Origin of the sequence: Paracoccus sp. (in: a-proteobacteria) (assembly GCF_047605025.1) — a bacterium.
GTDB lineage: Bacteria > Pseudomonadota > Alphaproteobacteria > Rhodobacterales > Rhodobacteraceae > Paracoccus.
In genome coordinates this window covers 169,792-192,988 of the sequence record NZ_JASGGO010000002.1, presented here as the reverse complement: position 1 = coordinate 192,988, position 23,197 = coordinate 169,792, and the positions used below count along the sequence as shown (strand labels likewise).

Genomic DNA, 23,197 nt, shown 5'->3' with positions numbered 1-23,197 from the left:
ATTTCCGACCCGCCCGCCGGCCTGCGCGAGCGTCCTCGATCGAACGGCACGGTGCGGATCTGGTGGGAACCCTCGGCCGCCGCGCGCGAGATGGGCTTCCAGGCCGTCGAGCTGGACGAAAAACGCCTGCCCTGGTCGCGTCGCGAGGCCGAGAAGCTGAATGCCGAGCTGGTCCGCGCGCAGGACCCCGGTGGCCGGCTCCGGCCGCACGGTCGAGGCGCTGATCACGACATACCAGAAATCGCTGGCCTTCACCGAACTGCGCCCCAAGACGCAGCAAAGCTATCGGGCGCAATTCCGCCTGCTGGTGCGGAAATGGGGCGCGCACCAGGTCCGCGATTTCACCAAGCCGGCGATGCGCACCTGGTATGAAACGCTGTTTCGCGGGAAAAGCGAGCACACGGCGATCGCCCAGTTGCGCGCCATGTCGATTCTGATGAGCCATGCCGAGATGATCGGCTGGCGCCCCGAGGGCTCCAACCCCTGCCTGCGCCTGCGGATGAAGACCCCGAATCCGCGCGACAGGTCCGCCACCTGGGCCGAGGTCGATGCCCTTCTGGCCGCCGCCGATGATGCGGGCCTGGCGTCGATCGGCACCGCGATCATGCTGTCGCTGCTCCAGGGCCAGCGGGAAACCGACCTGATCCAGGCGACCTGCGGCGAGTTCGGCGAACGCATCACGCGCACCGACGGCCGGCGCCGGCTGCAGGTCCAGTGGACGTTCCGTCGCAGCAAGCGCGGCAATGCCGGCGCCATGTGGCTGCACGACGAGGTCGCGCCCCGGGTGCGCGCCCTGATCCAGGGCGCCCCGGCGGATCGCCGGCTGCTGCAAGACGAGCGCACCGGCGCCGACTATCACGAGGACCTGTTCATCCGGCGCTGGCGCGAGGTCCGCGATGCGGCGATCCAGGCCGACAAGGCCAAGGCCCTGAAGGCGCTGGCCGGCTTGCAGTTTCGCGACCTGCGCCGCACCTTCGGGATCCTGTCCCGCAGCGGCGGCTCCACCAAGGACGACACGGCCGACGTGCTGGGCAACAGCGCCGCGACCAACCCGCACCTGGCCGAAACCTACATGCCGTCCCAGCTCGACACGGCCAGCCGCGCCGTCGACGCGATTCGGCGGCCACGCCAGCCGACCGAAAGGAAACGCGTATGAAGCTGACCATCGAACCGACCCCCGAAATCATCACCGTTGATGGATGCCCCGTCCGAATCTGGATCGGGACGGACGAGAACGGCACCCAGGTGCGGGTGTTCGTGCGCGCCGTCTCGCCGCAGACGCATGACCAGGCATTGCTCGAGGCCTTCGAGCAGGAACTGCGCGCGCTTCCCATGCTGAAGCCAGCTGTGATCGACTATCGCTTTTTCGCGGACTGACGCCGAAACCCCTCGCCAGCGCGCAAGCCCGTCCGAACGGCCCGCCCGCTCGGACGGGTTTTTGATATTCTCGTTCAGATGAATGGCCGTGCCGCAAGCTTCTCTTCCTTAAAAGGGAGAAGCTAATGATTTTCCGTATATTCAGATCGCGACCAGGAGATTTACGACCGGGCCGAAGCGATTGTCGATCACCTCGACATCGCGCTGGCCTGCCTGGCTGCGCTTGAGTCCGCATTGTTATCGCAAGGGACGACGACGGTGCCTGTGATCGCCGCCATCCGTCGTTATCTCGAGGACGTACGCCTCGAGGCTGATCGCATTGCGCGGACCGTGATGTCGTCGAATTGACTATTCCCGTCCGACGTTGGACGCGTCGGATCGTCGGACGGACAACCATCGGATGATTGCCTAAGTAGCTGAAATTTCTAAGAAATTGGCTCCGGCGGTAGGGATCGAACCTACGACCAATTGATTAACAGTCAACTGCTCTACCGCTGAGCTACGCCGGAACACGAGGCGTCGTATAGCTGCGCCGTTCGGGGGCGTCCAGAGGGGGAGATGATTTTTCCGATTTTTTTTGCCACTGTTGACCGGCACAAACCTCGTCAGGAGATACGAAGAGCGGTGCAGTGGTGCGACGTTCTACAAAAACCCCTGCGAATGCTGGGAAGTCTGCATGGCAGAAGGCCGAGCAGCCCAGGCTTTCGATTGTCACCCCTGCCAGACGGCTGTGCAGATCCTCCAGCATCGGCTCCAGCGTGGTCAGGTTGATGCGTCATTGTCGTTGGCGGCCTGCAACGCCTCGGAGGCCTTGCATGCGATCTGCCTGCCGATCAGGCGGGCGATGGACAACAGGCCGTTCGGCCGCAGCGGCCTTGCGCCCGGTATCCTGTCCGCTGGGTGGGCGATTGTCGTTTGCCGGTCTTTGTTTCCCGTGATCGCCTTCGTTGTCGGAAGACATCGGGGCGAACTCGCCGCGCGGCTTCCATCCGGCAGGATCGGCTATTCAGTGATCGATGCCGGATCGCCGCTCCGCGCTACAGCCCGGATCATCGGCCGGATGGCGCAATCCTGCCGCGGCCCAGAATGCAGACCAGATACAGCCCGCCGCATAGTCCGGTCAGGGTGCCGATGGGCAGCAGCAGGCCAAAGGGTGCGCGTTGGCCGATCAGATCCGCGGCCAGCAGCAGCACTACCCCGCAAAGCGCCCCGGAGACGACCGGCACCCCCGGCGCGCGGGTCAGGCGGCGGGCGATCTGCGGGGCGGCCAGCGCGACGAACGCGATGGGTCCGGCGCTGGCGGTGGCCACCGCCGTTAGCCCGACCGCCGCGATCACCAGCGCCGCGCGGTCGCGGTCGATGTTCAGCCCCAGTTGCGCGGCCATGTCCTCGCTTAGTTCCAGCATCGCCAGCCGACGCGCGCCAAGGGCCAGCATCGGCCCGAACAGCGCGAACCCCGCCAGCGCCGGCCAGACATGTGCCCAGCCGCGCGCGGTAAGAGAGCCGGCCAGCCAGATCTGCGCCGACATGGCCCGATCCAGATTGCCCATCACCATCAGCATGCTGTTCACCCCGCTCAGCACCGCGCCGACGCCGATGCCGACAAGGATCAGGCGATAGCCGCCTCCGGCCCCTTTGTGGCGGGCCAGCGCCAGCACCGCCAGCGCCGTCATCAGGCCAGAGCCGACCGCCGCCGCCGCGACCTGGAAGGCGCCGGCGTCGAACAGGACGATCTGAAGGATGGCGCCGGTCGCCGCTCCGGTGGTGAAGCCGATCACGTCGGGCGATCCCAGGGGATTGCGCGACAGCGACTGGAACGCCGCCCCCGCCATGCCAAGCGAGGCGCCGACCAGCGCCGCCACCAGCAGGCGCGGCAGGCGGATGCCGCGCAGGACGCGTGCCGCCATCGGATCGTCCGGCGCGCCGAAAAGCCCTCCGATCACCTGCGCGGGCGACAGGCGCACCGTTCCGGTGCCCAGCAGCAGAAGTGCCAGCGCCAGGCACAGCAGCGCCAGTCCCAGGCAGACCGCCACGGCCCTTGGGCGCCACAGCAGCGAAAAGCGGCTGAGCCGCAGAAGGCGCGTGCCGGGCGGGATCATAGCCGCGCCAGTCGAAAGCGGCGCACGACGTGGACAAAGAACGGCCCGCCCAGAATCGCCGCGACGATCCCGGCCGCGACCTCGGCGGGCGGTGCGATCAGGCGGCCGATGATGTCGGCTCCCAGCAGCACCGAGGCCGCGAACAGCGCCGAAAGCGGCAGCACCCGGCGGTTGTCCGGCCCGGCTACCGCACGGGCCAGATGCGGCGCGACCAGCCCGACGAAGCCGATCGGCCCTGCGGCGGCCGTGGCCGCGCCGGCCAGGATCATCACCGCCAGGCAGGCCAGCGCCCAGAAACGCTCGGGTCTCAGCCCCAGCGCCCGGCCGCTGTCATGCCCCAGCGCCATTGCGTTCAGTCCCGGCGCCAGCGCCAGCGCCAGCGTGCCGCCAAGCGCCAGCGCCACGGCCATGGTCAGCGCCACCGCCCAGCCGCGCCCCTCCAGCGCGCCCGAACCCCAGTTGCGAAACAGGTCCAGAACCTCCAGCCCCGAGTTCAGGATCAGCAGGCTTGCCCCCGCGCCCAGAAGGACCGAGATCCCGGCCCCCGCCAGCACCAGCCGCACCGGATCGGCGCCGCTGTCATGGCCGCGCCCCAGCAGGAATACCGCGATCCCGGCAAGGCCGGCGCCCAGAAAGCCGAACCAGACATATTGCGCCATCTGCGTCAGGCCAAAGGCCGATGCGCCCAGGACCACCGCGATGGCCGCGCCGGCATTGACGCCCAGCAGCCCAGGCTCGGCCAGCGGATTGCGCGTCACCGATTGCATGACGGCACCCGAGAGCCCCAGCGCCGCCCCGGCAAGGACCGCCAGCAGGGTGCGCGGCAGGCGCAGCTCGCGCAGGACCAGATGCAGGTCGTTCGCGGGATCGTAATCGACCAGCGCGGCCAGCACCTGCGCCGGCGGCACCGGGCGCGAGCCTATGGCAAGGCTTGCCAGCACCAGCAGGATCAGCGCCGCCACTCCGGCCGCGTAAAGCCTGCCGGCGGGGCGCGGGCGTAAAAGCGTCATTTGCGGAAGTAGGGCTCGACCGTTCGGATCATCTGCAAGCCCGAATAGTAATCCACCCGGAACGAGGTCGGCCCCAGCGGATAGACCCGGCCTTCGCGCACGGCGGGCAGGTTGGCCAGCACCGGATCGGCGCTGAAGGCGCGCACGTTGTCCTGGGTGCCGTTCAGCAGAAAGACGCTGTCGCCGGTGATCGCCGCGGCCAGGTTCTCGTGCGAGACGAAATCGAAATCGGCCGAGCGTGCGATCTGGCCCTTCATGTCTTCGGGGATGCCGGCGATGCTGAAGCCGAGGGCTTCAAGGATCCGCGCCTGCGGGCTGTCGGGCTTGCCCACGGAATAGGTGCCAGAGAAATTGTAGGAAACGATGCTGGCCGTGCCCGGCGGCAGGGCAAGACCGGCCTTGGACTTGGCCGCTTCGCGGGCGAAATCCTGGGTCACGCGGGTGGCGTCCGCCTCGTGCCCGGTGGCGCGGCCCAGGGTGCGGGCAAGTTCCTCCCAGCCGTTCGTGGCGTAGTCCAGCACGATCACCGGCACGCCCTGCGCCCGCAACTGGTCCAGATAGGGCAGGGCGCTGTCGCCGCCCACGGACGAAGCGACCACCAGATCGGGCTGCCGCACGATCAACGCCTCGATGTCGAAGGCGAGGTTCGGATAAAGCACCTCGACCCCGCGCTGGTCGGCGACCGAGGCCCATTGCGAAAAGAACCCCTTGCCGTCGGTCAGCGGTCCGACAATGGCCGAAGCCGTGGCCGTCACCGGCGCGTCGATGGCCAGCAGGATCCCGGTCAGGCTGGGCGAGGTCGAGACGATGCGGACGGGCCGCGCCGGGATCGTCACCTCGCCCGTGGCATCGGGGATGCTGCGCGGCCAGTCTTCGGCCAGGGCGGCTACCGGCAGGATCAGGGCAAGAAACAGGGTCGCAAGGCGGTTGAGCATGGGCACCTCAGATCGGCAGGTCGGCGTCGTCAAGATCTTCCAGCCGCAGCCCTTGCTGTCGGATGCGGCTGTATTCCTGCAAGCGCAGGCGGTCCAGCTCGCTGCTGCTGGCGCCGTGCCTCCAATAGCCGAAGACGCGCACATCCTCACGCGGCATGCCGAGCGCGCGGAAATGGCTGCGGAAATCGCGCATCTCCTGGCGCTCGCCAGCGGCCCACAGCGTCCAGCCTTGCGGGGCGGTGATCGCGGCGCGGGCGGCGGCCAGCAGCGCGCCGGTGGTGCCGGCGGGGCGGTCGCGGCGCAGCAGATGATAATCCAGGCCGGGCAGGCGGGGCAATTCGTCAAAGGCGCCTTGCTCGGCCGTCTCGATCCAAAGGCTGCCTGGGGCGCCTTGCGGCCAGGCGTTCAGGATGGCGAAAACGGCGGGAATCGCGGTTTCGTCGGCAAAGATCGCGGCGCGCCTGCCGGGCGCATGGCCAGGGATCAGGTGCTGGCGCGGGCCGATCATGCCGACGCGGGTGCCGGGTCCGGCGGCACGCAGCCAGCGCATCGCCGGGCTGTCGTCGTCATGAAGCACGAAATCTATCTCGACCGTGCCCGAGGCCGCGTCGAAGCTGCGGATGGTATAGATACGTGAGACGGGGCGCTGTCCTTCGGGCGTCTCGACCTCGATGCGGACGGCCTGGTTGGCGGCCAGCCAAGCTTCGGGATCATGCGCCTGGACCCGCCCGGCCAGCCGCGCGACCGAGGGGAAGGGGCGGCGGATCGCCGTCACCCGCATCTCGATCCGGTCCATCTCGCGCATGTGGTCGGCCTGGGACAGCAGCCCCTGGGGGTCATCGACGGTTTCCGTATTCGGGTCGGCCATGGCATACTTTCCACCTGCAAGCGGTGCAGGGTCCTGGTCTGAAAAGCGGGATGGCTGCTCGCCGGACCGGAATCCGGCGCAATGGCTGAAACCATATTGCAGAGCGCGTTCCGCAATGCAATACACATACCGCCGCAAAAGCGGCCCACGGGAAGGAGCGGGAATGTCCCATCGCCTGCATGCCGACGCGGTAACCCTGCGCTATCAGGCGCGGATGGTGTCGGAAAATCTGTCGCTGGCGATTCCAGACGGGTCTTTCACCGTCATTGTCGGACCGAATGCCTGCGGCAAATCCACGCTTCTGCGCGCGCTGGCCCGGCTGTTGCCGCCGGAAAGCGGGCAGGTGGTGCTGGACGGCAAGGCGATCCACAGCATGCCCACGCGCGAGGTCGCGCGCAGGCTGGGCCTTTTGCCGCAATCGCCCATGGCGCCGGACGGCCTGACCGTCGCCGAACTGGTGGCGCGCGGCCGCTTTCCGCATCAGGGCTTCCTGCGGCAATGGTCGCCCGAGGACGAGCGCGCGGTCCGCGCGGCGCTGGAAACGACCGGGACGCTGGATCTGGCGGCCCGGCCGGTTTCCGAACTGTCGGGCGGACAGCGGCAGCGGATCTGGATCGCGACGGTGCTGGCGCAGGAAACCGACATCCTGCTGCTGGATGAGCCGACGACTTATCTTGATATCGTGCATCAAGTTGAACTGCTTGAGCTTTTGTCGGGGCTGAATGCGCTTGGCCGCACCGTTGTCGCGGTGCTGCATGAACTGAACCTGGCTTTCCGCCATGCCTCGCATCTGGTGGCGATGAGGGATGGCGCGGTGGTGGCCGAGGGCGCACCGGACGCCATCGTGACCGAGGCGCTGGTGCGGCAGGTCTTTGGCCTGGATGCGCTGGTGCGGCCCGACCCGCTGACCGGGCGGCCGATGGTGATCCCGCGCCCCCGGCGCTAATCGTCGCCCGCGCCCCCGGCGCTAATCGTCGAAGGTGCTTTGCCCGCCGGTCGCGCGGTTGATCAGCCGCGCCGCGTCGCGTAGCGCCAGCGCCGATTGCGGCGATTCCAGCTTGCCCAGATTGCCGGCGGTGGTGACGACGCAGACCAATTCGCCCTGCGCATCCAGGATCGGCGCGGCCTGCCCGGTGACGTTCGACAGCAGGTGGCTGGTCAACTCGGCCCAGCCCTCGGCGCGGATGCGGTCGGTCGCGGCCTTGCCGGGCGGGGTGCCGCGGAAGCTGGCCGGTTGCAGGCGCCGCGCGGTCTCGATCTGGGCGCGGGGCAGGAACGCCTGAAAGACCAGCCCGCAGGCGGTGTTGTCCACCGGCAGCACGTCGCCCAGGCTGATCGCGGTGATGGCGAAATGCGCGCTGCGGAACCAGCGCACGATGGTCGGGCCGCGCTCGGTCCAGATGCAGACCCCGGCGCTGAGGCCGTGATTCTCGGTCAGTTGCTTCATCTGCGTGCCGGCGATCTCGACCGCATCGACCCGGCGCAGCGCCGCGACCCCCAAGCTTAGCGCGGCAGGGCCAAGGTCATAGCGGCTGGAGGCGGGATCCTGCACCGCCAGCCCCTCTTTCACCAGGCTCTGCATATAGCGATGCGCGGTCGAGCGGCCGGTGCGCGAAAGCTGCGCGATCTCGGCCAGGGGCAGCGCACGTTCGGCCCCAGCCAGGATGTCCAGAAACCGCATGGCAATGGTGATCGACTGGATCGTTCCCGACCGGCGCGGACCTGTCAGGTTCGCATCCTCGTCAAGGAAGGGCTCGAACTCCATCATCGGCGGTTTCTCCTGCGCTTGTGGCTGGCCTGTGTGTCGGGCGTGCGGCATCGGAGCAACACTAGCGCGCAACCGTGGCGAAGGCAAAGGGCGCGAATGGCATCAATATTGACATGCGGCATGCGTTACGCAATGTGGGACAAATCTGAACGCCGCCAGCAAGGTTCCCCGTGCCAGCCCGTGCTTCGCCGACCAGCCCGAGGAACCCATGCATCACATTCACCGCAGAAATCACCGCCGCCGGCTGACGCAAGGCGCCAGCCTGATCGCGCTGCTGGCCAGCGCGCCCCTGCACGCGCAGGAGGCCGCCGATACCGTCACGCTCGACACTGTCGTCATCACCGGCGACAATATCACCCGCGACCTGATGCAGACTGCAAGCTCGGTCTCGGTGGTCACGGCCGAGGATCTGGAAAAGAAAAAGGCCGGCAAGGACGAGGTTCGCACCGTCGTCGCAGGCACTCCGAACGTGCTTTACACCGACAGCGTCAGCACGCCGGTCATCCGCGGGCAGGATGCGCAAGGTCCGCATACCGGCGCCAATGCCTTCTTTGCCGGTTCGGTGCCACGCGCCACCATCAACCTGGATGGCCATTACCTCAGCTATAACGAGCTTTACTTCGGTGCCACCTCTACCTGGGATGTGGACAGCGTCGAGGTGTTTCGTGGCCCGCAGACCACGTCGCAGGGCGCCAATGCCATCGCCGGCGCGATCATCGTCAACACCAAGGATCCCAGCTTCACCCCCGAGGGCGCCTATCGGGTCGAGGCGGGCAACTATAATCAGCGCGCCGCCTCTTTCATGTGGTCGGGGCCGATCACCGAGGAACTGGCCGCGCGGGTGTCGCTGGACTATTCGTCGCGCGACACCTTCATCGACTATGTGGGTTCGAACTTCATCCAGAACGACATCGGCCAGGATTTCCTGAACGCCAATGCCCGCGTCAAGCTGCTGTGGCAGCCGACCGAACTGCCGGGCCTGACCGCCAAGCTGACCTACAGCCACAGCCGGATGAAGCGTCCCAGCGCCGAGGGCGCGTCCGAACCCTATGACGAGCTGGAATCGATCGCCACATGGATGCCGGGCTGGGATCAGACCACCGACACCGGCATTCTGGACGTGGATTACGACCTGGGCAACGGCTTGGCGCTAAGCAGCAAGACGCAATATTCCACCTCGGACGTAGAGCGCCGCGTCGGCACCTCGACCTCGGGCGATGCCAATATCTCGCAGGACAATTATTCGAACGAAAGCAAGCTGACCTTCGGAACGCCCGAGGATCGGCTAAGCGGTGTGGCCGGGATGTATGTCGCCTTCACCGAGCAGGACGAATGGCTGAACCAAGGCGGCGAATCCACCTTCCACGACGAGAAGTCGAACCTTGGCCTATACGGAGAGTTGAACTGGCGCCTGGACGACCGCTGGAGCCTGGCCGCCGGCTTGCGCTATCAGCGTGACCATATCCGCCGCACCGGCGATGTCTCGTCGCTGTTCGCCAACAGCGATCTGGATTTCGACCAAACCTTCGATGCCTTCCTGCCCAAGCTGACGCTGACCTATCAGGTCACGCCCGACTGGAACGTCGGCGCGCTGATCAGCAAGGGTTACAACCCCGGCGGCGTTTCGCTGGATTTCAGCTATACCAAGGAATGGACCGAATTCGACGCCGAGACCGTCTGGAACTATGAGTTGTTTAGCCGCGCCGAACTGCTGGACGGGAGGCTGATGCTGACCGGCAACCTGTTCTACATGGATTACAACAACGCCCAGTATAACATCACGCATCTGGTCGATGGCGTGACCTATCTGCAAACGGTGAACGCGCAGGACTCCAGCGCCTATGGGTTGGAGCTTGGCGCCGATTGGCGCGCGACCGATGCCTTGACCCTGCGCGGCAGCCTTGGCCTGCTGCATACCGAGATCGAGCGTTTCGACCAGATGACGAGCTATGAGGGCAACGAGTTCGCGCGTTCCCCTGGCAAGATGCTCAGCATCGGCGCCAGTTGGGACGTGAACGACCGGCTGAACCTGGGCGGCCAGGCCCGCTATGTCGATGGCTATTACTCGAACACCGCCAATACGGCTGCCTATGCGGTCGACGGCTTCACCCTGGTCGATGTGAACGCCAGTTGGCGCATCAACGACCAGGTCGAGCTTTACGGCTATGTCAACAACCTGTTTGACGAACGCACGCCCACCCTGCTTGAAGCGGCCCGTGGAAATGTGGTCTTTACCCAGGGCAGCATGACCACGCCGCGCATGGTCGGCATCGGCATCCGCGGCACCTTCTAAGGCGCGCGACGACAGATTGCGGCCGGCGTCATCCGTGGCGCCGGTCTTGTTTGACAGGCAGGCAGGGCGAAAGATGCTCCGACCAAGACTTTGCATCGGCATGTCCGTTGCCCCCACCTGGCTCAGCGGAGAAGGCTGGCGCGACGCGGACAGCGGTATCGAGGGGCTGTATTCCAGCGATTTTGCGCTGGACGTGGCCCGGCGGGCCGAGGCGGCGCATCTGGATTTCGTGTTTCGTCCCGATGCCATGTTCCTGCCGATCCCGGCCATGCAGCAGTCCTTCGGCTTTTCCAGCCTGGATCCGACGCTGCTGCTGGCCTCGATGGCGCGGGAAACCGAACGGATCGGGCTGGTCACGACGATCTCGACCACTTTCGGCCATCCCTATCATGCGGCGCGCCAGTTGATGTCGCTGCATTGGCTCAGCCGTGGCCGGGCGGGCTGGAACGTGGTCACCGCGCTTCAGGGCAATGAGAATTTCGGCCTGCCCGAGATGCCGTCCTCGGAAACCCGCTACGCCCGCGCGTCCGAATTCACCGAGGTGGTGCGCCGGCTTTGGGACAGTTTCCCGGCCGAGGCGCTGCTGGTCGACCGCGCGGCCGGGCATTATGGCGATACCGATCTGATCCTGCCCATCGATCATCAGGGGCCGCAGTTCCAGGTCAAGGGGCCGATGAACCTGCCGCGATATCCCGGCCCGGACATCCCGCTGATGCAGGCCGGCGGCTCGGCGCTTGGCGTGGATTTCGCCGGCCAGGTCGCGGATATGGTCTTTGGCATGACCCCGGATATGCGGACCGCGCTGGAAATTCGCCGGCAGCTTTCCGAGCGTGCGCTGGCGCATGGCCGACAGCCGCGCGATGTGCGCCTGCTGCCTGGGCTAAGCCTGTATCTGGGCAAAACGCGGGACGAGGCGCAGGAGCTGTTCCTGGCGACCCATGCGCGGGTCGACCGGGCGCAGCGCATGGCCCGCGCGCAAGAGTTTCTGGGCATCGACCTGCGCGGTTGGCCGACCGCGCGGCCGATCACGCCTGCGGACCTGCCGGCCGAGCACCGCTCATCGCGCTGCGCCACCCAATGCGAGGCGGTGCGCCGCATCATCCGCGATCTGCGCCCGACGCCCGACGCGTTGCTGGCGCGGCCCGAGATCCTGGCCTCGGTGCATTGGCAGGTGATCGGCACGGTCGAGGATGCCGCCGGTGAGATCGCGGAATGGTTCCGCGCCGGCGCCATCGACGGTTTCATCGCCGTGCCCGGCGGTTCGCGCCGGTCGCTGGACCTGCTTCTTGAGGCCCTGATCCCGCGCCTGGTCGAAGAGGGGCTGTTCCGGCCGCAATATGGCGCGGATACGTTGCGCGGGCATTTGCAAGAGTAGTCCTGGCCTGATCCTCTGGGCGATGCCAGGGTTGATGCGCTGCCGATCCTTCTGCGGCCGGGAAGCGTGGACCGCATCGTGTCGCGACCAAGGGCGACAGGCGGCGCGACAGGGCCTGGAATTGGCGTGGGCGGCCAGAGCCGACGGCAGGCCAGGCCTGGGTGACGGTCAAGCTCCGCTTGGTCGGTATTGCGAAGGCCCTGCATGAAGGCCGGAAGATCGGCCCGCACTGTCAGCATGCTGCCTTTCAGCAGGCGTGATCGCCTGCGGCTTCCCGGCTTGGGCGGGTCTTGGAAAAGCCTTGATACGTCTCCGGGGCATCGGTCTGCCGCGATTTATCCGGTGTTGCGACTTCGGAGACGGATTTGCCTGCTGTCGACGCGCCGGGCGGGGACGGGCGGGGATAGGAAGTCGGGGATAGGAAAAAGGGCCGCCCTGTGGGGCGGCCCTGTCTGTCCTGCGTGGGCAGCGGCTGATTACATCATGCCGCCCATGCCGCCCATGTCGGGCATGCCGCCGGCCGGGGCCTTGGGCTCGGGCTTCTCGGCGATCATCGCCTCGGTGGTGATCAGCAGCGAGGCCACCGACGCCGCGTCTTCCAGCGCGGTGCGCACGACTTTCGCCGGGTCGATCACGCCGAACTTGAACATGTCGCCATATTCCTCGGTCTGGGCGTTGAAGCCGAAAGCCTTGTCCGAGGATTCGCGGACCTTGCCCGCGACCACGGCACCGTCGACGCCGGCATTCTCGGCGATCTGGCGCAGCGGCGCTTCCAGCGCGCGGCGGACGATGGCGATGCCGGCGTCCTGATCCGAGTTCGCGCCGGTCAGGCCGTCCAGCGCCTTGCCGCCCTGGACCAGGGCCACGCCGCCACCGACGACCACGCCCTCCTGAACGGCCGCGCGGGTCGCGTTCAGCGCGTCGTCCACGCGGTCCTTGCGCTCTTTGACTTCCACTTCGGTCATGCCGCCGACGCGGATGACGGCAACGCCGCCGGCCAGTTTCGCCACGCGCTCTTGCAGCTTCTCGCGGTCGTAATCCGAGGTGGTCTCCTCGATCTGCTGGCGGATCTGGCTGACGCGGGCCTCGATCTCGGCCTTCTCACCCGAACCATCGACGATGGTGGTGTTGTCCTTGTTGATCGAGATCTTCTTGGCGCGGCCGAGCATGTCGACGGTGACATTCTCAAGCTTCATGCCCAGGTCCTCGCTGATGACCTGGCCGCCGGTCAGGATCGCGATGTCTTGCAGCATGGCCTTGCGGCGGTCGCCGAAGCCCGGAGCCTTGACGGCGGCGATCTTCAGGCCACCGCGCAGCTTGTTGACGACCAGCGTGGCCAGGGCTTCGCCCTCGACATCTTCCGCCACGATCAGCAGCGGCTTTTGCGACTGGATCACGGCCTCAAGCAGCGGGACCATCGGTTGCAGCGAGGAAAGCTTTTTCTCGTGCAGCAGGATATAGGCGTCTTCCAGTTCCGCGACCATCTTGTCGGCATTGGTCACGAAATAGGGCGAGAGATAGCCGCGGTCGAACTGCATGCCCTCGACGACTTCGACCTCGGTTTCCATGCCCTTGTTTTCTTCGACGGTGATCACACCCTCGTTGCCGACGCGCTGCATGGCTTCGGCGATCTGCTGGCCGATGAATGCCTCGCCATTGGCCGAGATGGTGCCGACCTGCGCCACTTCGGCGCTGTCGCTGACCGGGCGGGCGGCCGATTTGATCGACTGGACGACCTTGGCGGTGGCCAGGTCGATGCCGCGCTTCAGATCCATCGGGTTCAGGCCGGCGGCGACCGATTTCAGGCCCTCGCGGATGATGGCCTGGGCCAGGACGGTGGCGGTGGTGGTGCCGTCGCCGGCTTCGTCATTGGTGCGCGACGCGACTTCGCGGACCATCTGCGCGCCCATGTTCTCGAACTTGTCCGAAAGCTCGATTTCCTTGGCGACCGAAACGCCGTCCTTGGTGATGCGCGGGGCGCCGAAGGACTTGTCGATCACCACGTTGCGGCCTTTCGGGCCGAGCGTGACCTTCACCGCATCCGCGAGAATGTTCACGCCTTTCAGCATGCGGTCGCGGGCGTCGGTGTTGAACTTGACTTCTTTCGCAGCCATTTGTTCTTCTCCTTGAATGGGTTATCGAAAAGGCGAGATCAGGCGATAATGCCCAGGATGTCGCTTTCCTTCATGATCAACAGCTCTTCGCCATCAACGGTGATTTCGGTGCCCGACCATTTGCCGAACAGGACGCGGTCGCCTGCCGCGACCGAGGGGGCGATCAGTTCGCCCGAATCCTTGCGCGCGCCTTCGCCGACCGCGATGATCTCGCCCTCGGCGGGTTTTTCCTTGGCGCTGTCGGGGATGATCAGCCCGCCCTTGGTTTTCTCGTCCGATTGGACGCGACGGACCACGACGCGGTCGTGCAGCGGTTTGAAAGCCATGTGAACACTCCGGTGTTACAGGTTGCTGTATGTTGTTGGCACTCGGTCTTATTGAGTGCCAGTGGCGCAGATCTAGGCCGGCCCCCGGTCCCTGTCAACGGGAGGCCGGGCAAAAATTTGGCATTGAAAATTTTGCGTTGAATGCCGCTTGACGCGGTTTTGTGCCGGCGGCTACCCCAAGGATCAAGGCTGTCGCAGGAGGCGCGCGATGAACCCACGGTTGAAGGCCCTTGTGATCGCCGAAGCGGCCAACCCCGAATGGGTTTCGGTGCCGCTGGTGGGCTGGTCGCTGGCGCGGGCGCTGCGCGAGGTGGCGGATGTCCATATCGTGACCCAGATCCGCAACCGCGACGCCTTCCTGCGCGCCGGCCTTGTCGAGGGGCGGGACTTCACCGCCATCGACAGTGAAAAGCTGGCGGCGCCGCTTTGGAGGCTGGCCGAGCGGCTCAGCATGGGCAAGGGCGTCGGCTGGACGATGAAGACCGCCGTGACGACGCTGGGCTACGGCTATTTCGAGCGGCTGGTCTGGCGCCGGTTCGGCACGGCCATCGCTGCCGGTGAATATGACATCGTGCACCGGGTGACACCGCTGACCCCCACCGCCAACAGCCTGATCGCGCCCCGCTGCAAGCGCGCGGGCGTGCCCTTCGTGATGGGACCGCTGAACGGCGGCGTGCCCTGGCCCAAGGGGTTCGACGGCGAAAGGCGGCGGGAAAAGGAATGGCTTTCCTATGTCCGGGGGGCCTATAAGGCGATGCCCGGACGCGGCGCGGCGCTTGCCGCCGCCAGCGCCATCCTTTGCGGCAGCGAACATACCCTGTCCGAGATTCCGGCCCGCCACCGCAGCAAGTGCGTCTGGTTGCCGGAAAACGCCATCGATCCGGCGCGGTTCAGCCTGACCGCGCCCCAGCCCGGCACCCTGCCGCTGCGCGGCTGCTTCATCGGGCGCCTGGTTCCCTATAAGGGCGCCGATATGGCGATCGAGGCCGCGCTGCCGCTTCTGCGCGCGGGCAGCCTGCATCTTGACGTGATCGGCGACGGCCCGCAGGCGGCCGATCTTCACGCCCTGGTCGCGCGCGAGGGCGTGGGCGATGCCGTCACCTTCCATGGCTGGCTGGAGCATAAGGCGGTGCAGGGCATCGCCGCGATGGCGCAGATGCTGGTCTTTCCCTCGGTGCGCGAATTCGGCGGCGGCGCGGTGCTGGAGGCCATGGCCCTTGGCGTCGTGCCGGTCATCGTCGATTACGCGGGGCCGGGCGAACTGGTCGACGACACCACCGGCTTCCGCATCCCCCTGGGCCGGCGCGACCGGATCGTCGCGGGTCTGCGCGCCCGCCTTGAGGCCATCGCGGCGGATCCGGCGGTCCTGCCGCCCATGGCCCGTGCCGCCCAGGCGCGGGTGATGCGGGATTTCACCTGGGACGCCAAGGCCGGCCAGGTCGAGCGCATCTGGCGGGCGGTGGTGGCCAAGCAAAGCCTGCCCCAGGAATTGCCGCGCCGCCGCTGACCTTCCGTTTCTTCTATGCCCCTGCAAGGCTCGCCACCGGCGCCGCCGCGTGCCATGCTGGCCCCAAAGCCATGGACCCGATGCCGATGCGCCTGAAAGCCCTGTTGATCCCCTTGCTTTTGGTCTTTGCGGCGGCGGCGCCCGCCTGCGCCCAGACCTGCCAGGGCCGCGACCTGATCCAGGCCCTGCCGCCCGCGCGGCTGGATGCCCTGCAAGCGGCCAGCCGCAAGGTGCCCTTTCACCAGGGCCTGTTCTGGCGGGCAAGCAAGGGCGACAGCCGCATCCTGCTGCTGGGCACCTATCATTTCGACGATCCCCGCCATGGCGCGACGCTGGCGCAATTCGGCCCCGAACTGGCCCGCGCGGATGCCCTGCTGGTCGAGGCCGGCCCCGTGGAGGAGGCCGCGCTGGCCCAGGCCATGACCAGCGATCCGGCACTGATCATGGATGCCGACGGCCCGACCCTGCCCGAAAGGATGACCGCGCCGGACTGGCAGGCGCTTTCGGCCGCGATGGAGGCGCGGGGCATGCCCGCCGTCATCACCAGCCGGCTGCGGCCCTGGTATGTCTCGGTCATGCTGGGGATCTCGCCCTGCATGATCCGCGCGATGAAAGAGACCGGCGATGCCGGGGGCCTCGATCACCGCCTGATCCGCGCGGCCGAGGCCGCCGATGTGCCGGTCCGCGCGCTGGAGCCCTGGGATACGGTCTTCAAGCTTTTCGGCGACATGACCCCGGCCGAGGAAATCGACATGCTGCGCGCGGCCATGCCCGCCGCCGAATATGCCGACGATTACGCGGTGACGCTGACGGATGCCTATTTCTCGGGGGAAAGCTGGCTGATCTGGGAATTCGGCCGTTTCGACGCCTATGACCGCTCGGGCATGTCGCGGGCCGAGGTGGACGAGCAGATGCGGCTGGCGCAGGAAAAGCTGATGGACCGGCGCAACGAATCCTGGGTGCCGGTGATCGAATCCGCCGCCCGCGCGGCCGCCGCGCGCGACAAGGGCATCGTCGTCGGTTTCGGCGCCTTGCATCTTCCTGGCGGCAAGGGCGTTCTGTCGCTGCTGGGGCAACGGGGCTGGACCATCAGCCCCGTCGAGCCGTTGGGGGGAGGGACCGGCGATGACGGATGAGATCTGGCAAGAGGAGCGCGAATTCTGGCTGTCCGGCGCCGCCGAGGCCGCGCGCAAGCTGGGCGAGGGCTGTCTGATGGCCTTTCAGCCCACGGGCATCCTGACACGGCGCAAGGTCGTCGAAAGCCTGGCCTCGACCCCTCGCTGGCAGGAGGTCACCATGTCCGACCGTGCCGCGATCGAGACCGACGAGGTCTGCGTCCTGGCCTATCGCGCCACCGCCCGCCGTGCCGGGGCCGAGACCTATCGCGCGCTTTGCACCACCACCTGGGTCCGGCGCGAGGGCGATTGGCGCATCGTCCAGCACCAGCAGACGCCTGTTTGAGCCAGACCATGCGCCCAAGCCTGAAGCGGCATCTGCGCTTTCTGCTGGCGCTGGCCTTCGGGCTTGTCGCCGCGGCGCTGGCCTGGCCCATGCCCGCGCCGGACCGGCTGCTGTTGTTCGCCGATGTGCTCTGCCTTTCCTATCTGGCCATGGTGGGGGTCATGCTGAACCACGTCCCGCCCCCCGACCTGCAACGCCATGCCGGCGAGGATGACGAGGGCGCGCGGCTGATCGTCCTGATCGCGGTCGGGGTGGTGCTGGTCAGCCTGTCGGCCATCCTGCTGACGCTGCGCGACAAAAGCGGCGGCTCGGTTCTGCGCTCGGGGCTGGCGCTGGCCTCGGTGCCGCTGGGCTGGGCGATGATCCATATGGTCATGGCCTTTCACTATGCCCATAAGTGGTATCGCCCCGGCGGCGGTCCGCAGCCGGCCGAGGCGCGGGGGCTGGATTTTCCGGGCCTGGAGCGGGACGCGCTGCCCGGCCTGTGGGATTTCGTCTATTACAGCTTCACCCTGGGCATGACCGCGCAGACCTCGGACGTGGCGGTGACGCGGACGGATTTCCGCCGCGTCACGATTCTGCATTCGGCGCTGTCCTTCTTCTACAACACCGTGCTTCTGGCTCTGGCGGTGAATGCGGGCGTCAGCCTTGGTCAATAGACAATTTCGGCGGGGCCACCTATAACGCCGCAGCAAATCCCGACCTTCGCAAGGACGCATGATGATCAAGGTTTTCGGCCACAAGGCCCCCGATACGGACTCGACCGGCTCGCCCATCGCCTGGGCCTGGTATCTGTCCGAGGTCCGCAAGCAGCCCGCTGTCGCGGTCCTGCAAGGCGAGCCGAACACCGAGGCCGCCTGGATGCTGGCGAAATGGGATCTGCCCAAGCCCCAGATCATCGCCGATCTGGCGGCGGGCGAGAAATGCGTGATCGTGGACACCAACAACCCCGCCGAGCTTCCCGCCGCGATCAACGATGCCGATGTGATCGAGATCATCGACCACCACATGCTGGCGGGCGGCATCAAGACCCGCACGCCGATCAACGTGACGATCCGCCCCCTGGCCTGCACCGCGACCATCATGTTCGACCTGATGGGCGATGATGGCTATGCCCGCGCGCCCAGGGCGATCAAGGGCGCGATGCTGACCTGCATCCTGTCCGATACGCTGGAATTCCGCAGCCCGACCACCACCGCCCATGACCGCTGGGTGGCCGAGAAGCTGGCCCATGACCTGGGCGTCTCGATCCCGGCCTATGCGGCCGAGATGTTCGCCGCGAAATCCGATGTCTCGGCCTTCACCGAAGAGGCGCTGCTGCGCATGGACAGCAAGGAATACGAGCTTGGCGGCAAGCAGCTGCGGGTCTCGGTTCTTGAGACGACGGCGCCGCAGGTGCTTTTGGACCGCAAGGGCGCGTTGATGGCCGCCATGCCCGGCGTCGCCGCCGCCGATGGCGCGGATGAGGTGCTGCTTTTCATCGTGGACATCCTGAACGAGCAGGCGACGCTGCTGGTCCCGAACGATTTCGTCAAGGCCGTGGCCGAGCGCAGCTTCGGCGCCACCGTCTTGGGCGATACCGTCCTGCTGCCGGGCGTCATGTCGCGCAAGAAGCAGATCATCCCCGTCCTGGCGGTCTGATCCCTGAAAGGAGCCTCGATGACGCATGTGATTTCCTCGCTGGCCGAGATTTCGGCCGATTACGATGTGGTCTTTTGCGACCTCTGGGGCTGCCTTCACAACGGCGTCGCGGCCTATCCCGCCGCCGTCGCCGCCTTGCAGGGCTTTCGCGCCAAGGGCGGCAAGGTGGTGCTGCTGACCAACGCTCCGCGTCCCTGGCCTTGGGTGCAGCGCCAGCTTGACCGCATGGGCGTGCCGCATGACGCCTGGGATGCCATCGTCAGTTCCGGCGACGCGGCGCAGGATGCGATGTTCGCGGGCGCGGTCGGCCGCAAGGTCTGGGCGATCATGATGCCCAAGGACGAGGGTTTCTTTACCGACATCCCCGCCGGGCGCGAGCATGAGCCGCCGATCCAGCGCGTGCCTCTGGAGCAGGCCCAGGGCATCGTCTGCACCGGCATGTTCGACGACACCACCGAAATCCCCGAGGACTATCGCGGGCGTCTGGAACTGGCCCGCGACCGTGGCCTGCCGCTGCTTTGCGCCAATCCCGACGTGATCGTGGATCTGGGCGACAAGCGGATCTATTGCGCCGGCGCCCTGGCCGAATTCTACGAGGGCCTGGGCGGCAGGTCGCTTTATTTCGGCAAGCCCCACAAGCCGATCTATGACCTGGCCCGCCGCCGCCTGGGCCTTGGCCCGGATGCGCGCATCCTGGGAATCGGCGACGGCATCGCCACCGACATTCCCGGTGCGCGTGGGGACGGGATCGACGCGCTTTTCGTCAGCGGCGGGCTTGCCTTCGATCAGTTCGGCCCTGATGTCGACCGCCCCGAGCAGGCGAAGCTGGACGAATGGCTGTCCATGCGTGGCGAAAATCCGCGCTACAGCATCGGGCGGCTGCGCTAGACGCGCGCGCGCGCGGGGCCGCCGCGCGGCCCCCGCTTTGGGAGCGCGCGTTACCCTTGCAACCGGCGGGCAGGTCGGTGATACGGTCGTCTGGAAGGGCAAGGCGGCCGTCACGGCGCCAAGCTGGATATTCGACTGACAAGGGCCGGCTCGGCCCATCGGGGGCCTGATTGCGCATCCATCACGACTGGAAAGCTCTGCCGCTGGATGCCCGCGGGGCCACCGTCGCCATGGGCAATTTCGACGGGGTTCACCTGGGGCACCGCTCGGTCATCGACGCGGCGCGGGCGGCCTGCGCCGCGCCGCTGGGCATCATCACCTTCGAGCCGCATCCGCGCCAGATATTCCGGCCCGACGCGCCGCCCTTTCGCCTGATGAACGCCGAATCGCGGCTGAACCGGCTGGCCCGCCTTGGGGTCGAACATCTTTATGAACTGTCCTTCGACACGGTTCTGGCGGGCCTTTCGCCCCAGGAATTCGCCCGGCAGGTGCTGGTCGACGGGCTGGGCGTGCGCCATGTCTCGGTGGGCGCGGATTTCTGCTTCGGCCGTCAGCGCAGCGGCAATGTCGAGGTGCTGAGCCGGCTGGGCCGGGACATGGGCTTCGGCGTCACCATCGCGCCGCTGATCGGGGACGGGGCCAAGGGCTATAGCTCGACCGCCATCCGCGAGGCGCTGGCCCAGGGCCGCACCCGCGACGCCGAGCGGATGCTGGGCCATTGGCACCGCATCGACGGCGAGGTGGTCCATGGCGACAAGCGCGGCCGCGATTTCGGCTTTCCGACCGCGAACATGGGCGTGGCCGGGCTGCATCTGCCGCGCCTGGGCGTTTATGCCGTGCTGGTCGATGTGCTGACCGGACCCGAGCGCGGCAGCTACAAGGGCGTGGCCAGCCTGGGCGTGCGGCCCATGTTCGGCGACAACCGCCCCAATCTGGAAAGCCATATCTTCGATTTCGATGGCGATCTTTACGGCCAGCACCTTTCGGTCGCGCTGGTGGAATATCTGCGCCCCGAACTGAAATTCGACAGCCTCGACGCATTGATCGCGCAGATGGGCCAGGACAGCGCCCTCGCGCGCGATATCCTGTCAAGCCGATGATGCGTGAGCGTTTCTGGGAACTGCCGCTGAAAAACCTTGCCCCCGACGAATGGGAGGCGCTTTGCGACGGCTGCGGCAAATGCTGCCTGAACAAGATCGAATACGAGGATACGGGCGAGGTCGATTTCACCCGCGTCGCCTGCCGGCTGCTGGATGGCGCGACCTGCCGTTGCTCCAGCTATCCGAACCGGCACGATTATGTTCCCGACTGCATCGTGCTGACGCCGAAGAAGCTGAAGGAGGTGGCCTGGTGGCTGCCCCGGACCTGCGCCTATCGCCTGCGATACGAGGGCAAGCCGCTTTTCCCCTGGCATCACCTGATTTCGGGCGATCCCAATGCCGTGCATCGCGAAGGCATCAGCCTGCGCAACCGCACCGTCAGCGAGGCCGCGATCACCGAGGATGACTGGGACCAGTATATCATCGAGGATCAGTCATGAATTTCGGCTCGGACAATGTTTTCGGCGCCCATCCCGCGGTCCTGGGGGCGCTGTCCGACTGCAACCAGGGCGCGATGGGCTCCTATGGCGCCGATCCGGTGACCGCGCGGGCCGAGGCGGCGATCCGCGATCTGCTGGACGCGCCCGATGCCGTGATCCGCTTCGTGGCGACCGGCACGGCGGCGAACGCTTTGGTCTGCGCGCAGCTTTCGCCCAGCTATGGCCGGATCTATTGCCATGACAGCGCCCATATCCATCGCGACGAATGCGCCGCGCCCGAGTTCTTTTCCCATGGCGCGAAGCTTGTCCCCATCGCGGGCGAGCATGGCCGCATCGCGCCCCAGGCGCTGGACGACGCTATCCGCGCGGGCGCCACGGGCAGCCTGAACGACGGGCGGGGGGCGCTGGTCTCGATCACCAACGCCACCGAATGGGGCACGGTCTACGGCCCGGCCGAGGTCGCGGCGATCGCCGAGGTCGCGCATGGGGCGGGGCTGGCGCTGCATATGGACGGGGCGCGGCTGGCCAATGCGGTGGCGGGCCTGGGCTGCTCGGTGGCGGATCTGGTCACGCGCGCGGGCGTCGATGCCCTGTGTTTCGGCGGCACCAAGAACGGCGCGATGGCGGCCGAGGCGGTGGTGATCCTGGACCCCGCGCGGGCCGAGGGGCTGGATTACCGGCGCAAGCAATCGGGACAGGTCTGGTCCAAGCAGCGTTTCCTGGCCGCGCAGATGCTGGCGCTGCTTCAGGACGGGCTTTGGCTGGAACTTGCCGCCCATGCCAACGGCCTGGCCGCGCGGCTGGGGCAGGGGATCGCCCAGGCGGGCGGCCGCCTGCTGGCCCCGGTCCAGGCCAACGAGGTCTTCGCCGTGATCCCGGCCAAGGCCCATGCCCGCGCCCTGGCGCATGGCGCGGCCTATCTGCTGTGGCAGGATCTGCCGCCCCGGCCGGGCGAGGATGTGGCGATCCGTCTGGTCACAAGCTGGGCCACCCCGGCCGATGACGTAAGCCGTTTTCTGGAACTGATCCGTCAGGGCTGAAGCGCCTGGGCCAGCAGGGCAAGCGCGTGATCGACGGTGGCGGCGCGGACCTCGGCCCGGCCGATGGCGCCGAATTCCACGGTCTCGGTGTGGGTGCCGAAGGGATCGGCGACGGCGAAGCAGACCCGGCCCTCGGGCTTGTGCTCCGAGCCGCCGGGGCCGGCGATGCCGGTCACCGCGACGGCGATGCCCGCCTCGCTGCGGGTCAGCGCGCCCCGCGCCATCTCGGCGGCGATTTCCTCGCTGACGGCGCCATGGGCGTCCAGCGTCTCGGGGCGGATGCCCAGCATCTGGATCTTGGCGGCGTTGGAATAGGTCACGAAGCCCCGGTCAACGGCGTCGGACGAGCCGGGCACATCCGTCAGCCGCCCCGCGATCAACCCGCCGGTGCAGCTTTCGGCGGTGGTGATCGTCACCCCGCGACGGCGGGCCAGGTGCAGCACATCGGCGGGATTGGTCACAGCATCGGCTCCAGCACGGCATGATAAAGCCCCGCCAGAATGACCGAAGAGACGCCCGCGAACAAGCCCGCCCACAGGTCGTCCAGCATCAGCCCGGCCGCGTCGCCCCGCCGGTCGGCGCGCCCGACCAGCCAGGGCTTCCAGATGTCGAACAGGCGAAACAGCAGGAAGGGGACGGCATAGGCGGGCCAGGCGTCCAGCATGGACACGCCGTGCCGGGCCAGCGGGATCGCGGTGAAGCACAGCGCGAGCCATTGCCCCGCCACCTCGTCGATGACGATCCAGGATGGGTCTTTGTCGGCGCTGTCGGCCAGCACCAGAGGCACCGCCCAGAAGCCCAGGCCCGTCGCCAGCACCATCCCCGCCGGCACCAGCCAGGGCGAAAGCCATTCATAGGCCAGCACCGCCAGCACCACGGCGGCGGCGGAACCCCAGGTGCCCGGCGCGGGGCGCAGGCGCCCGATGCCGAAGAAGGTGGCGATCATGCGCTCCAT

General features: G+C 67.2%; 24 protein-coding genes and 1 tRNA gene. 14 read left to right on the top strand and 11 right to left on the bottom strand.

The window, feature by feature from the left end:
• The first annotated feature begins 160 nt into the window (after nt 1-160).
• Both QM682_RS02755 and QM682_RS02750 read left to right on the top strand, forming a co-directional pair.
• Nucleotides 161-1,156, top strand: a complete 996-nt coding sequence (locus QM682_RS02755; protein ID WP_415126850.1) for a hypothetical protein — start codon at nt 161-163, stop codon at nt 1,154-1,156.
• On the top strand, nt 1,153-1,377 hold the full coding sequence (locus QM682_RS02750) for a hypothetical protein (RefSeq protein ID WP_415126848.1): 225 nt from the start codon (nt 1,153-1,155) through the stop codon (nt 1,375-1,377). The genes QM682_RS02755 and QM682_RS02750 overlap by 4 nt, the downstream gene beginning before the upstream one ends.
• Nucleotides 1,378-1,811: 434 nt before the next feature.
• Here the strand turns inward: QM682_RS02750 and QM682_RS02745 are convergent.
• The 6 genes from QM682_RS02745 to QM682_RS02720 all read right to left on the bottom strand — a co-directional run bounded on the left by QM682_RS02745 (nt 1,812) and on the right by QM682_RS02720 (nt 6,289).
• Nucleotides 1,812-1,886 (bottom strand) — tRNA-Asn (locus QM682_RS02745).
• The gene (locus tag QM682_RS02740; RefSeq protein ID WP_415126846.1) at nt 1,877-2,125 is read right to left on the bottom strand and encodes a hypothetical protein; all 249 of its coding nucleotides are present in this window, start codon (nt 2,123-2,125) and stop codon (nt 1,877-1,879) included. The genes QM682_RS02745 and QM682_RS02740 overlap by 10 nt, the downstream gene beginning before the upstream one ends.
• A 301-nt stretch (nt 2,126-2,426) precedes the next feature.
• A complete protein-coding gene (locus tag QM682_RS02735) occupies nt 2,427-3,476 on the bottom strand; it encodes a FecCD family ABC transporter permease (protein ID WP_415126844.1) in 1,050 nt (349 codons plus the stop codon).
• On the bottom strand, nt 3,473-4,486 hold the full coding sequence (locus QM682_RS02730) for a FecCD family ABC transporter permease (protein ID WP_415126842.1): 1,014 nt from the start codon (nt 4,484-4,486) through the stop codon (nt 3,473-3,475). Before QM682_RS02730 ends, QM682_RS02735 begins: the two co-directional genes overlap by 4 nt.
• Nucleotides 4,483-5,421 carry a Fe2+-enterobactin ABC transporter substrate-binding protein gene (gene fepB / locus QM682_RS02725; protein WP_415126840.1) on the bottom strand — a complete coding sequence of 313 codons (939 nt, stop codon included), beginning with the start codon at nt 5,419-5,421 and terminating at the stop codon, nt 4,483-4,485. Before fepB ends, QM682_RS02730 begins: the two co-directional genes overlap by 4 nt.
• A 7-nt stretch (nt 5,422-5,428) precedes the next feature.
• The gene (locus QM682_RS02720) at nt 5,429-6,289 is read right to left on the bottom strand and encodes a siderophore-interacting protein (RefSeq protein WP_415126838.1); all 861 of its coding nucleotides are present in this window, start codon (nt 6,287-6,289) and stop codon (nt 5,429-5,431) included.
• A gap of 163 nt (nt 6,290-6,452) precedes the next feature.
• Here QM682_RS02720 and QM682_RS02715 point away from each other — a divergent pair, with 163 nt between their 5' ends.
• On the top strand, nt 6,453-7,235 hold the full coding sequence (locus QM682_RS02715) for an ABC transporter ATP-binding protein (RefSeq protein WP_415126836.1): 783 nt from the start codon (nt 6,453-6,455) through the stop codon (nt 7,233-7,235).
• Between the two features lie 21 nt (nt 7,236-7,256).
• On the opposite strand, the gene QM682_RS02710 is transcribed toward QM682_RS02715, so the two are convergent.
• Complete coding sequence (locus QM682_RS02710; RefSeq protein WP_415126834.1) at nt 7,257-8,057, bottom strand: IclR family transcriptional regulator; 801 nt, start codon at nt 8,055-8,057, stop codon at nt 7,257-7,259.
• A gap of 208 nt (nt 8,058-8,265) precedes the next feature.
• On the opposite strand from QM682_RS02710, the gene QM682_RS02705 reads away from it, so the two are divergent.
• A complete protein-coding gene (locus tag QM682_RS02705; protein WP_415126832.1) occupies nt 8,266-10,350 on the top strand; it encodes a TonB-dependent receptor in 2,085 nt (694 codons plus the stop codon).
• A gap of 100 nt (nt 10,351-10,450) precedes the next feature.
• Nucleotides 10,451-11,725: an NtaA/DmoA family FMN-dependent monooxygenase gene (locus tag QM682_RS02700; protein WP_415126830.1), complete on the top strand. Its 1,275-nt coding sequence runs from the start codon at nt 10,451-10,453 to the stop codon at nt 11,723-11,725.
• Between the two features lie 476 nt (nt 11,726-12,201).
• Here the strand turns inward: QM682_RS02700 and groL are convergent, their stop codons facing one another.
• Nucleotides 12,202-13,839 (bottom strand): chaperonin GroEL, encoded by a 1,638-nt coding sequence (gene groL, locus QM682_RS02695; protein WP_415126828.1) that lies wholly within the window; start codon nt 13,837-13,839, stop codon nt 12,202-12,204.
• A gap of 38 nt (nt 13,840-13,877) precedes the next feature.
• Entirely contained in the window at nt 13,878-14,165 is a 288-nt protein-coding gene (locus QM682_RS02690) for a co-chaperone GroES (RefSeq protein WP_415126826.1), read from the bottom strand.
• A 208-nt stretch (nt 14,166-14,373) separates the two neighbouring features.
• Between QM682_RS02690 and QM682_RS02685 the strand changes: the two genes are divergently transcribed.
• The 9 genes from QM682_RS02685 to QM682_RS02645 all read left to right on the top strand — a co-directional run bounded on the left by QM682_RS02685 (nt 14,374) and on the right by QM682_RS02645 (nt 22,242).
• Nucleotides 14,374-15,672, top strand: coding sequence for a glycosyltransferase family 4 protein (locus tag QM682_RS02685; RefSeq protein ID WP_415126824.1), 1,299 nt, complete (start codon nt 14,374-14,376; stop codon nt 15,670-15,672).
• 86 nt (nt 15,673-15,758) lie between these two features.
• Complete coding sequence (locus QM682_RS02680; RefSeq protein WP_415126822.1) at nt 15,759-16,808, top strand: TraB/GumN family protein; 1,050 nt, start codon at nt 15,759-15,761, stop codon at nt 16,806-16,808.
• Entirely contained in the window at nt 16,798-17,133 is a 336-nt protein-coding gene (locus QM682_RS02675; RefSeq protein ID WP_415126820.1) for a DUF4440 domain-containing protein, read from the top strand. The genes QM682_RS02680 and QM682_RS02675 overlap by 11 nt, the downstream gene beginning before the upstream one ends.
• Before the next feature lie 8 nt (nt 17,134-17,141).
• The gene (locus tag QM682_RS02670) at nt 17,142-17,792 is read left to right on the top strand and encodes a DUF1345 domain-containing protein (RefSeq protein WP_415126818.1); all 651 of its coding nucleotides are present in this window, start codon (nt 17,142-17,144) and stop codon (nt 17,790-17,792) included.
• A 61-nt stretch (nt 17,793-17,853) separates the two neighbouring features.
• The gene (locus QM682_RS02665) at nt 17,854-18,774 is read left to right on the top strand and encodes a manganese-dependent inorganic pyrophosphatase (RefSeq protein ID WP_415126816.1); all 921 of its coding nucleotides are present in this window, start codon (nt 17,854-17,856) and stop codon (nt 18,772-18,774) included.
• Nucleotides 18,775-18,792: 18 nt separating this feature from the next.
• Complete coding sequence (locus QM682_RS02660) at nt 18,793-19,662, top strand: TIGR01459 family HAD-type hydrolase (RefSeq protein ID WP_415126814.1); 870 nt, start codon at nt 18,793-18,795, stop codon at nt 19,660-19,662.
• Nucleotides 19,663-19,832: 170 nt separating this feature from the next.
• Nucleotides 19,833-20,762: a bifunctional riboflavin kinase/FAD synthetase gene (locus QM682_RS02655; RefSeq protein WP_415126812.1), complete on the top strand. Its 930-nt coding sequence runs from the start codon at nt 19,833-19,835 to the stop codon at nt 20,760-20,762.
• Nucleotides 20,762-21,202, top strand: a complete 441-nt coding sequence (locus QM682_RS02650; protein WP_415126810.1) for a YcgN family cysteine cluster protein — start codon at nt 20,762-20,764, stop codon at nt 21,200-21,202. The genes QM682_RS02655 and QM682_RS02650 overlap by 1 nt, the downstream gene beginning before the upstream one ends.
• Nucleotides 21,199-22,242 (top strand): threonine aldolase family protein, encoded by a 1,044-nt coding sequence (locus tag QM682_RS02645; protein WP_415126808.1) that lies wholly within the window; start codon nt 21,199-21,201, stop codon nt 22,240-22,242. The genes QM682_RS02650 and QM682_RS02645 overlap by 4 nt, the downstream gene beginning before the upstream one ends.
• On the opposite strand, the gene QM682_RS02640 is transcribed toward QM682_RS02645, so the two are convergent.
• Nucleotides 22,233-22,703: a CinA family protein gene (locus QM682_RS02640; protein ID WP_415126807.1), complete on the bottom strand. Its 471-nt coding sequence runs from the start codon at nt 22,701-22,703 to the stop codon at nt 22,233-22,235. The two genes, QM682_RS02645 and QM682_RS02640, sit on opposite strands and share 10 nt — an antisense overlap.
• On the bottom strand, nt 22,700-23,197 hold the full coding sequence (locus QM682_RS02635; protein ID WP_415126806.1) for a phosphatidylglycerophosphatase A: 498 nt from the start codon (nt 23,195-23,197) through the stop codon (nt 22,700-22,702). The genes QM682_RS02640 and QM682_RS02635 overlap by 4 nt, the downstream gene beginning before the upstream one ends.

Coding starts and splice junctions, on each gene's coding strand:
- QM682_RS02755 (WP_415126850.1), top strand. CDS start 161: ATGCCGAGCTGGTCCGCGCGCAGGACCCCGGTGGCCGGCTCCGGCCGC.
- QM682_RS02750 (WP_415126848.1), top strand. CDS start 1,153: ATGAAGCTGACCATCGAACCGACCCCCGAAATCATCACCGTTGATGGA.
- QM682_RS02740 (WP_415126846.1), bottom strand. CDS start 2,125: ATGCTGGAGGATCTGCACAGCCGTCTGGCAGGGGTGACAATCGAAAGC.
- QM682_RS02735 (WP_415126844.1), bottom strand. CDS start 3,476: ATGATCCCGCCCGGCACGCGCCTTCTGCGGCTCAGCCGCTTTTCGCTG.
- QM682_RS02730 (WP_415126842.1), bottom strand. CDS start 4,486: ATGACGCTTTTACGCCCGCGCCCCGCCGGCAGGCTTTACGCGGCCGGA.
- fepB (WP_415126840.1), bottom strand. CDS start 5,421: ATGCTCAACCGCCTTGCGACCCTGTTTCTTGCCCTGATCCTGCCGGTA.
- QM682_RS02720 (WP_415126838.1), bottom strand. CDS start 6,289: ATGGCCGACCCGAATACGGAAACCGTCGATGACCCCCAGGGGCTGCTG.
- QM682_RS02715 (WP_415126836.1), top strand. CDS start 6,453: ATGTCCCATCGCCTGCATGCCGACGCGGTAACCCTGCGCTATCAGGCG.
- QM682_RS02710 (WP_415126834.1), bottom strand. CDS start 8,057: ATGATGGAGTTCGAGCCCTTCCTTGACGAGGATGCGAACCTGACAGGT.
- QM682_RS02705 (WP_415126832.1), top strand. CDS start 8,266: ATGCATCACATTCACCGCAGAAATCACCGCCGCCGGCTGACGCAAGGC.
- QM682_RS02700 (WP_415126830.1), top strand. CDS start 10,451: ATGTCCGTTGCCCCCACCTGGCTCAGCGGAGAAGGCTGGCGCGACGCG.
- groL (WP_415126828.1), bottom strand. CDS start 13,839: ATGGCTGCGAAAGAAGTCAAGTTCAACACCGACGCCCGCGACCGCATG.
- QM682_RS02690 (WP_415126826.1), bottom strand. CDS start 14,165: ATGGCTTTCAAACCGCTGCACGACCGCGTCGTGGTCCGTCGCGTCCAA.
- QM682_RS02685 (WP_415126824.1), top strand. CDS start 14,374: ATGAACCCACGGTTGAAGGCCCTTGTGATCGCCGAAGCGGCCAACCCC.
- QM682_RS02680 (WP_415126822.1), top strand. CDS start 15,759: ATGCGCCTGAAAGCCCTGTTGATCCCCTTGCTTTTGGTCTTTGCGGCG.
- QM682_RS02675 (WP_415126820.1), top strand. CDS start 16,798: ATGACGGATGAGATCTGGCAAGAGGAGCGCGAATTCTGGCTGTCCGGC.
- QM682_RS02670 (WP_415126818.1), top strand. CDS start 17,142: ATGCGCCCAAGCCTGAAGCGGCATCTGCGCTTTCTGCTGGCGCTGGCC.
- QM682_RS02665 (WP_415126816.1), top strand. CDS start 17,854: ATGATCAAGGTTTTCGGCCACAAGGCCCCCGATACGGACTCGACCGGC.
- QM682_RS02660 (WP_415126814.1), top strand. CDS start 18,793: ATGACGCATGTGATTTCCTCGCTGGCCGAGATTTCGGCCGATTACGAT.
- QM682_RS02650 (WP_415126810.1), top strand. CDS start 20,762: ATGCGTGAGCGTTTCTGGGAACTGCCGCTGAAAAACCTTGCCCCCGAC.
- QM682_RS02645 (WP_415126808.1), top strand. CDS start 21,199: ATGAATTTCGGCTCGGACAATGTTTTCGGCGCCCATCCCGCGGTCCTG.
- QM682_RS02635 (WP_415126806.1), bottom strand. CDS start 23,197: ATGGAGCGCATGATCGCCACCTTCTTCGGCATCGGGCGCCTGCGCCCC.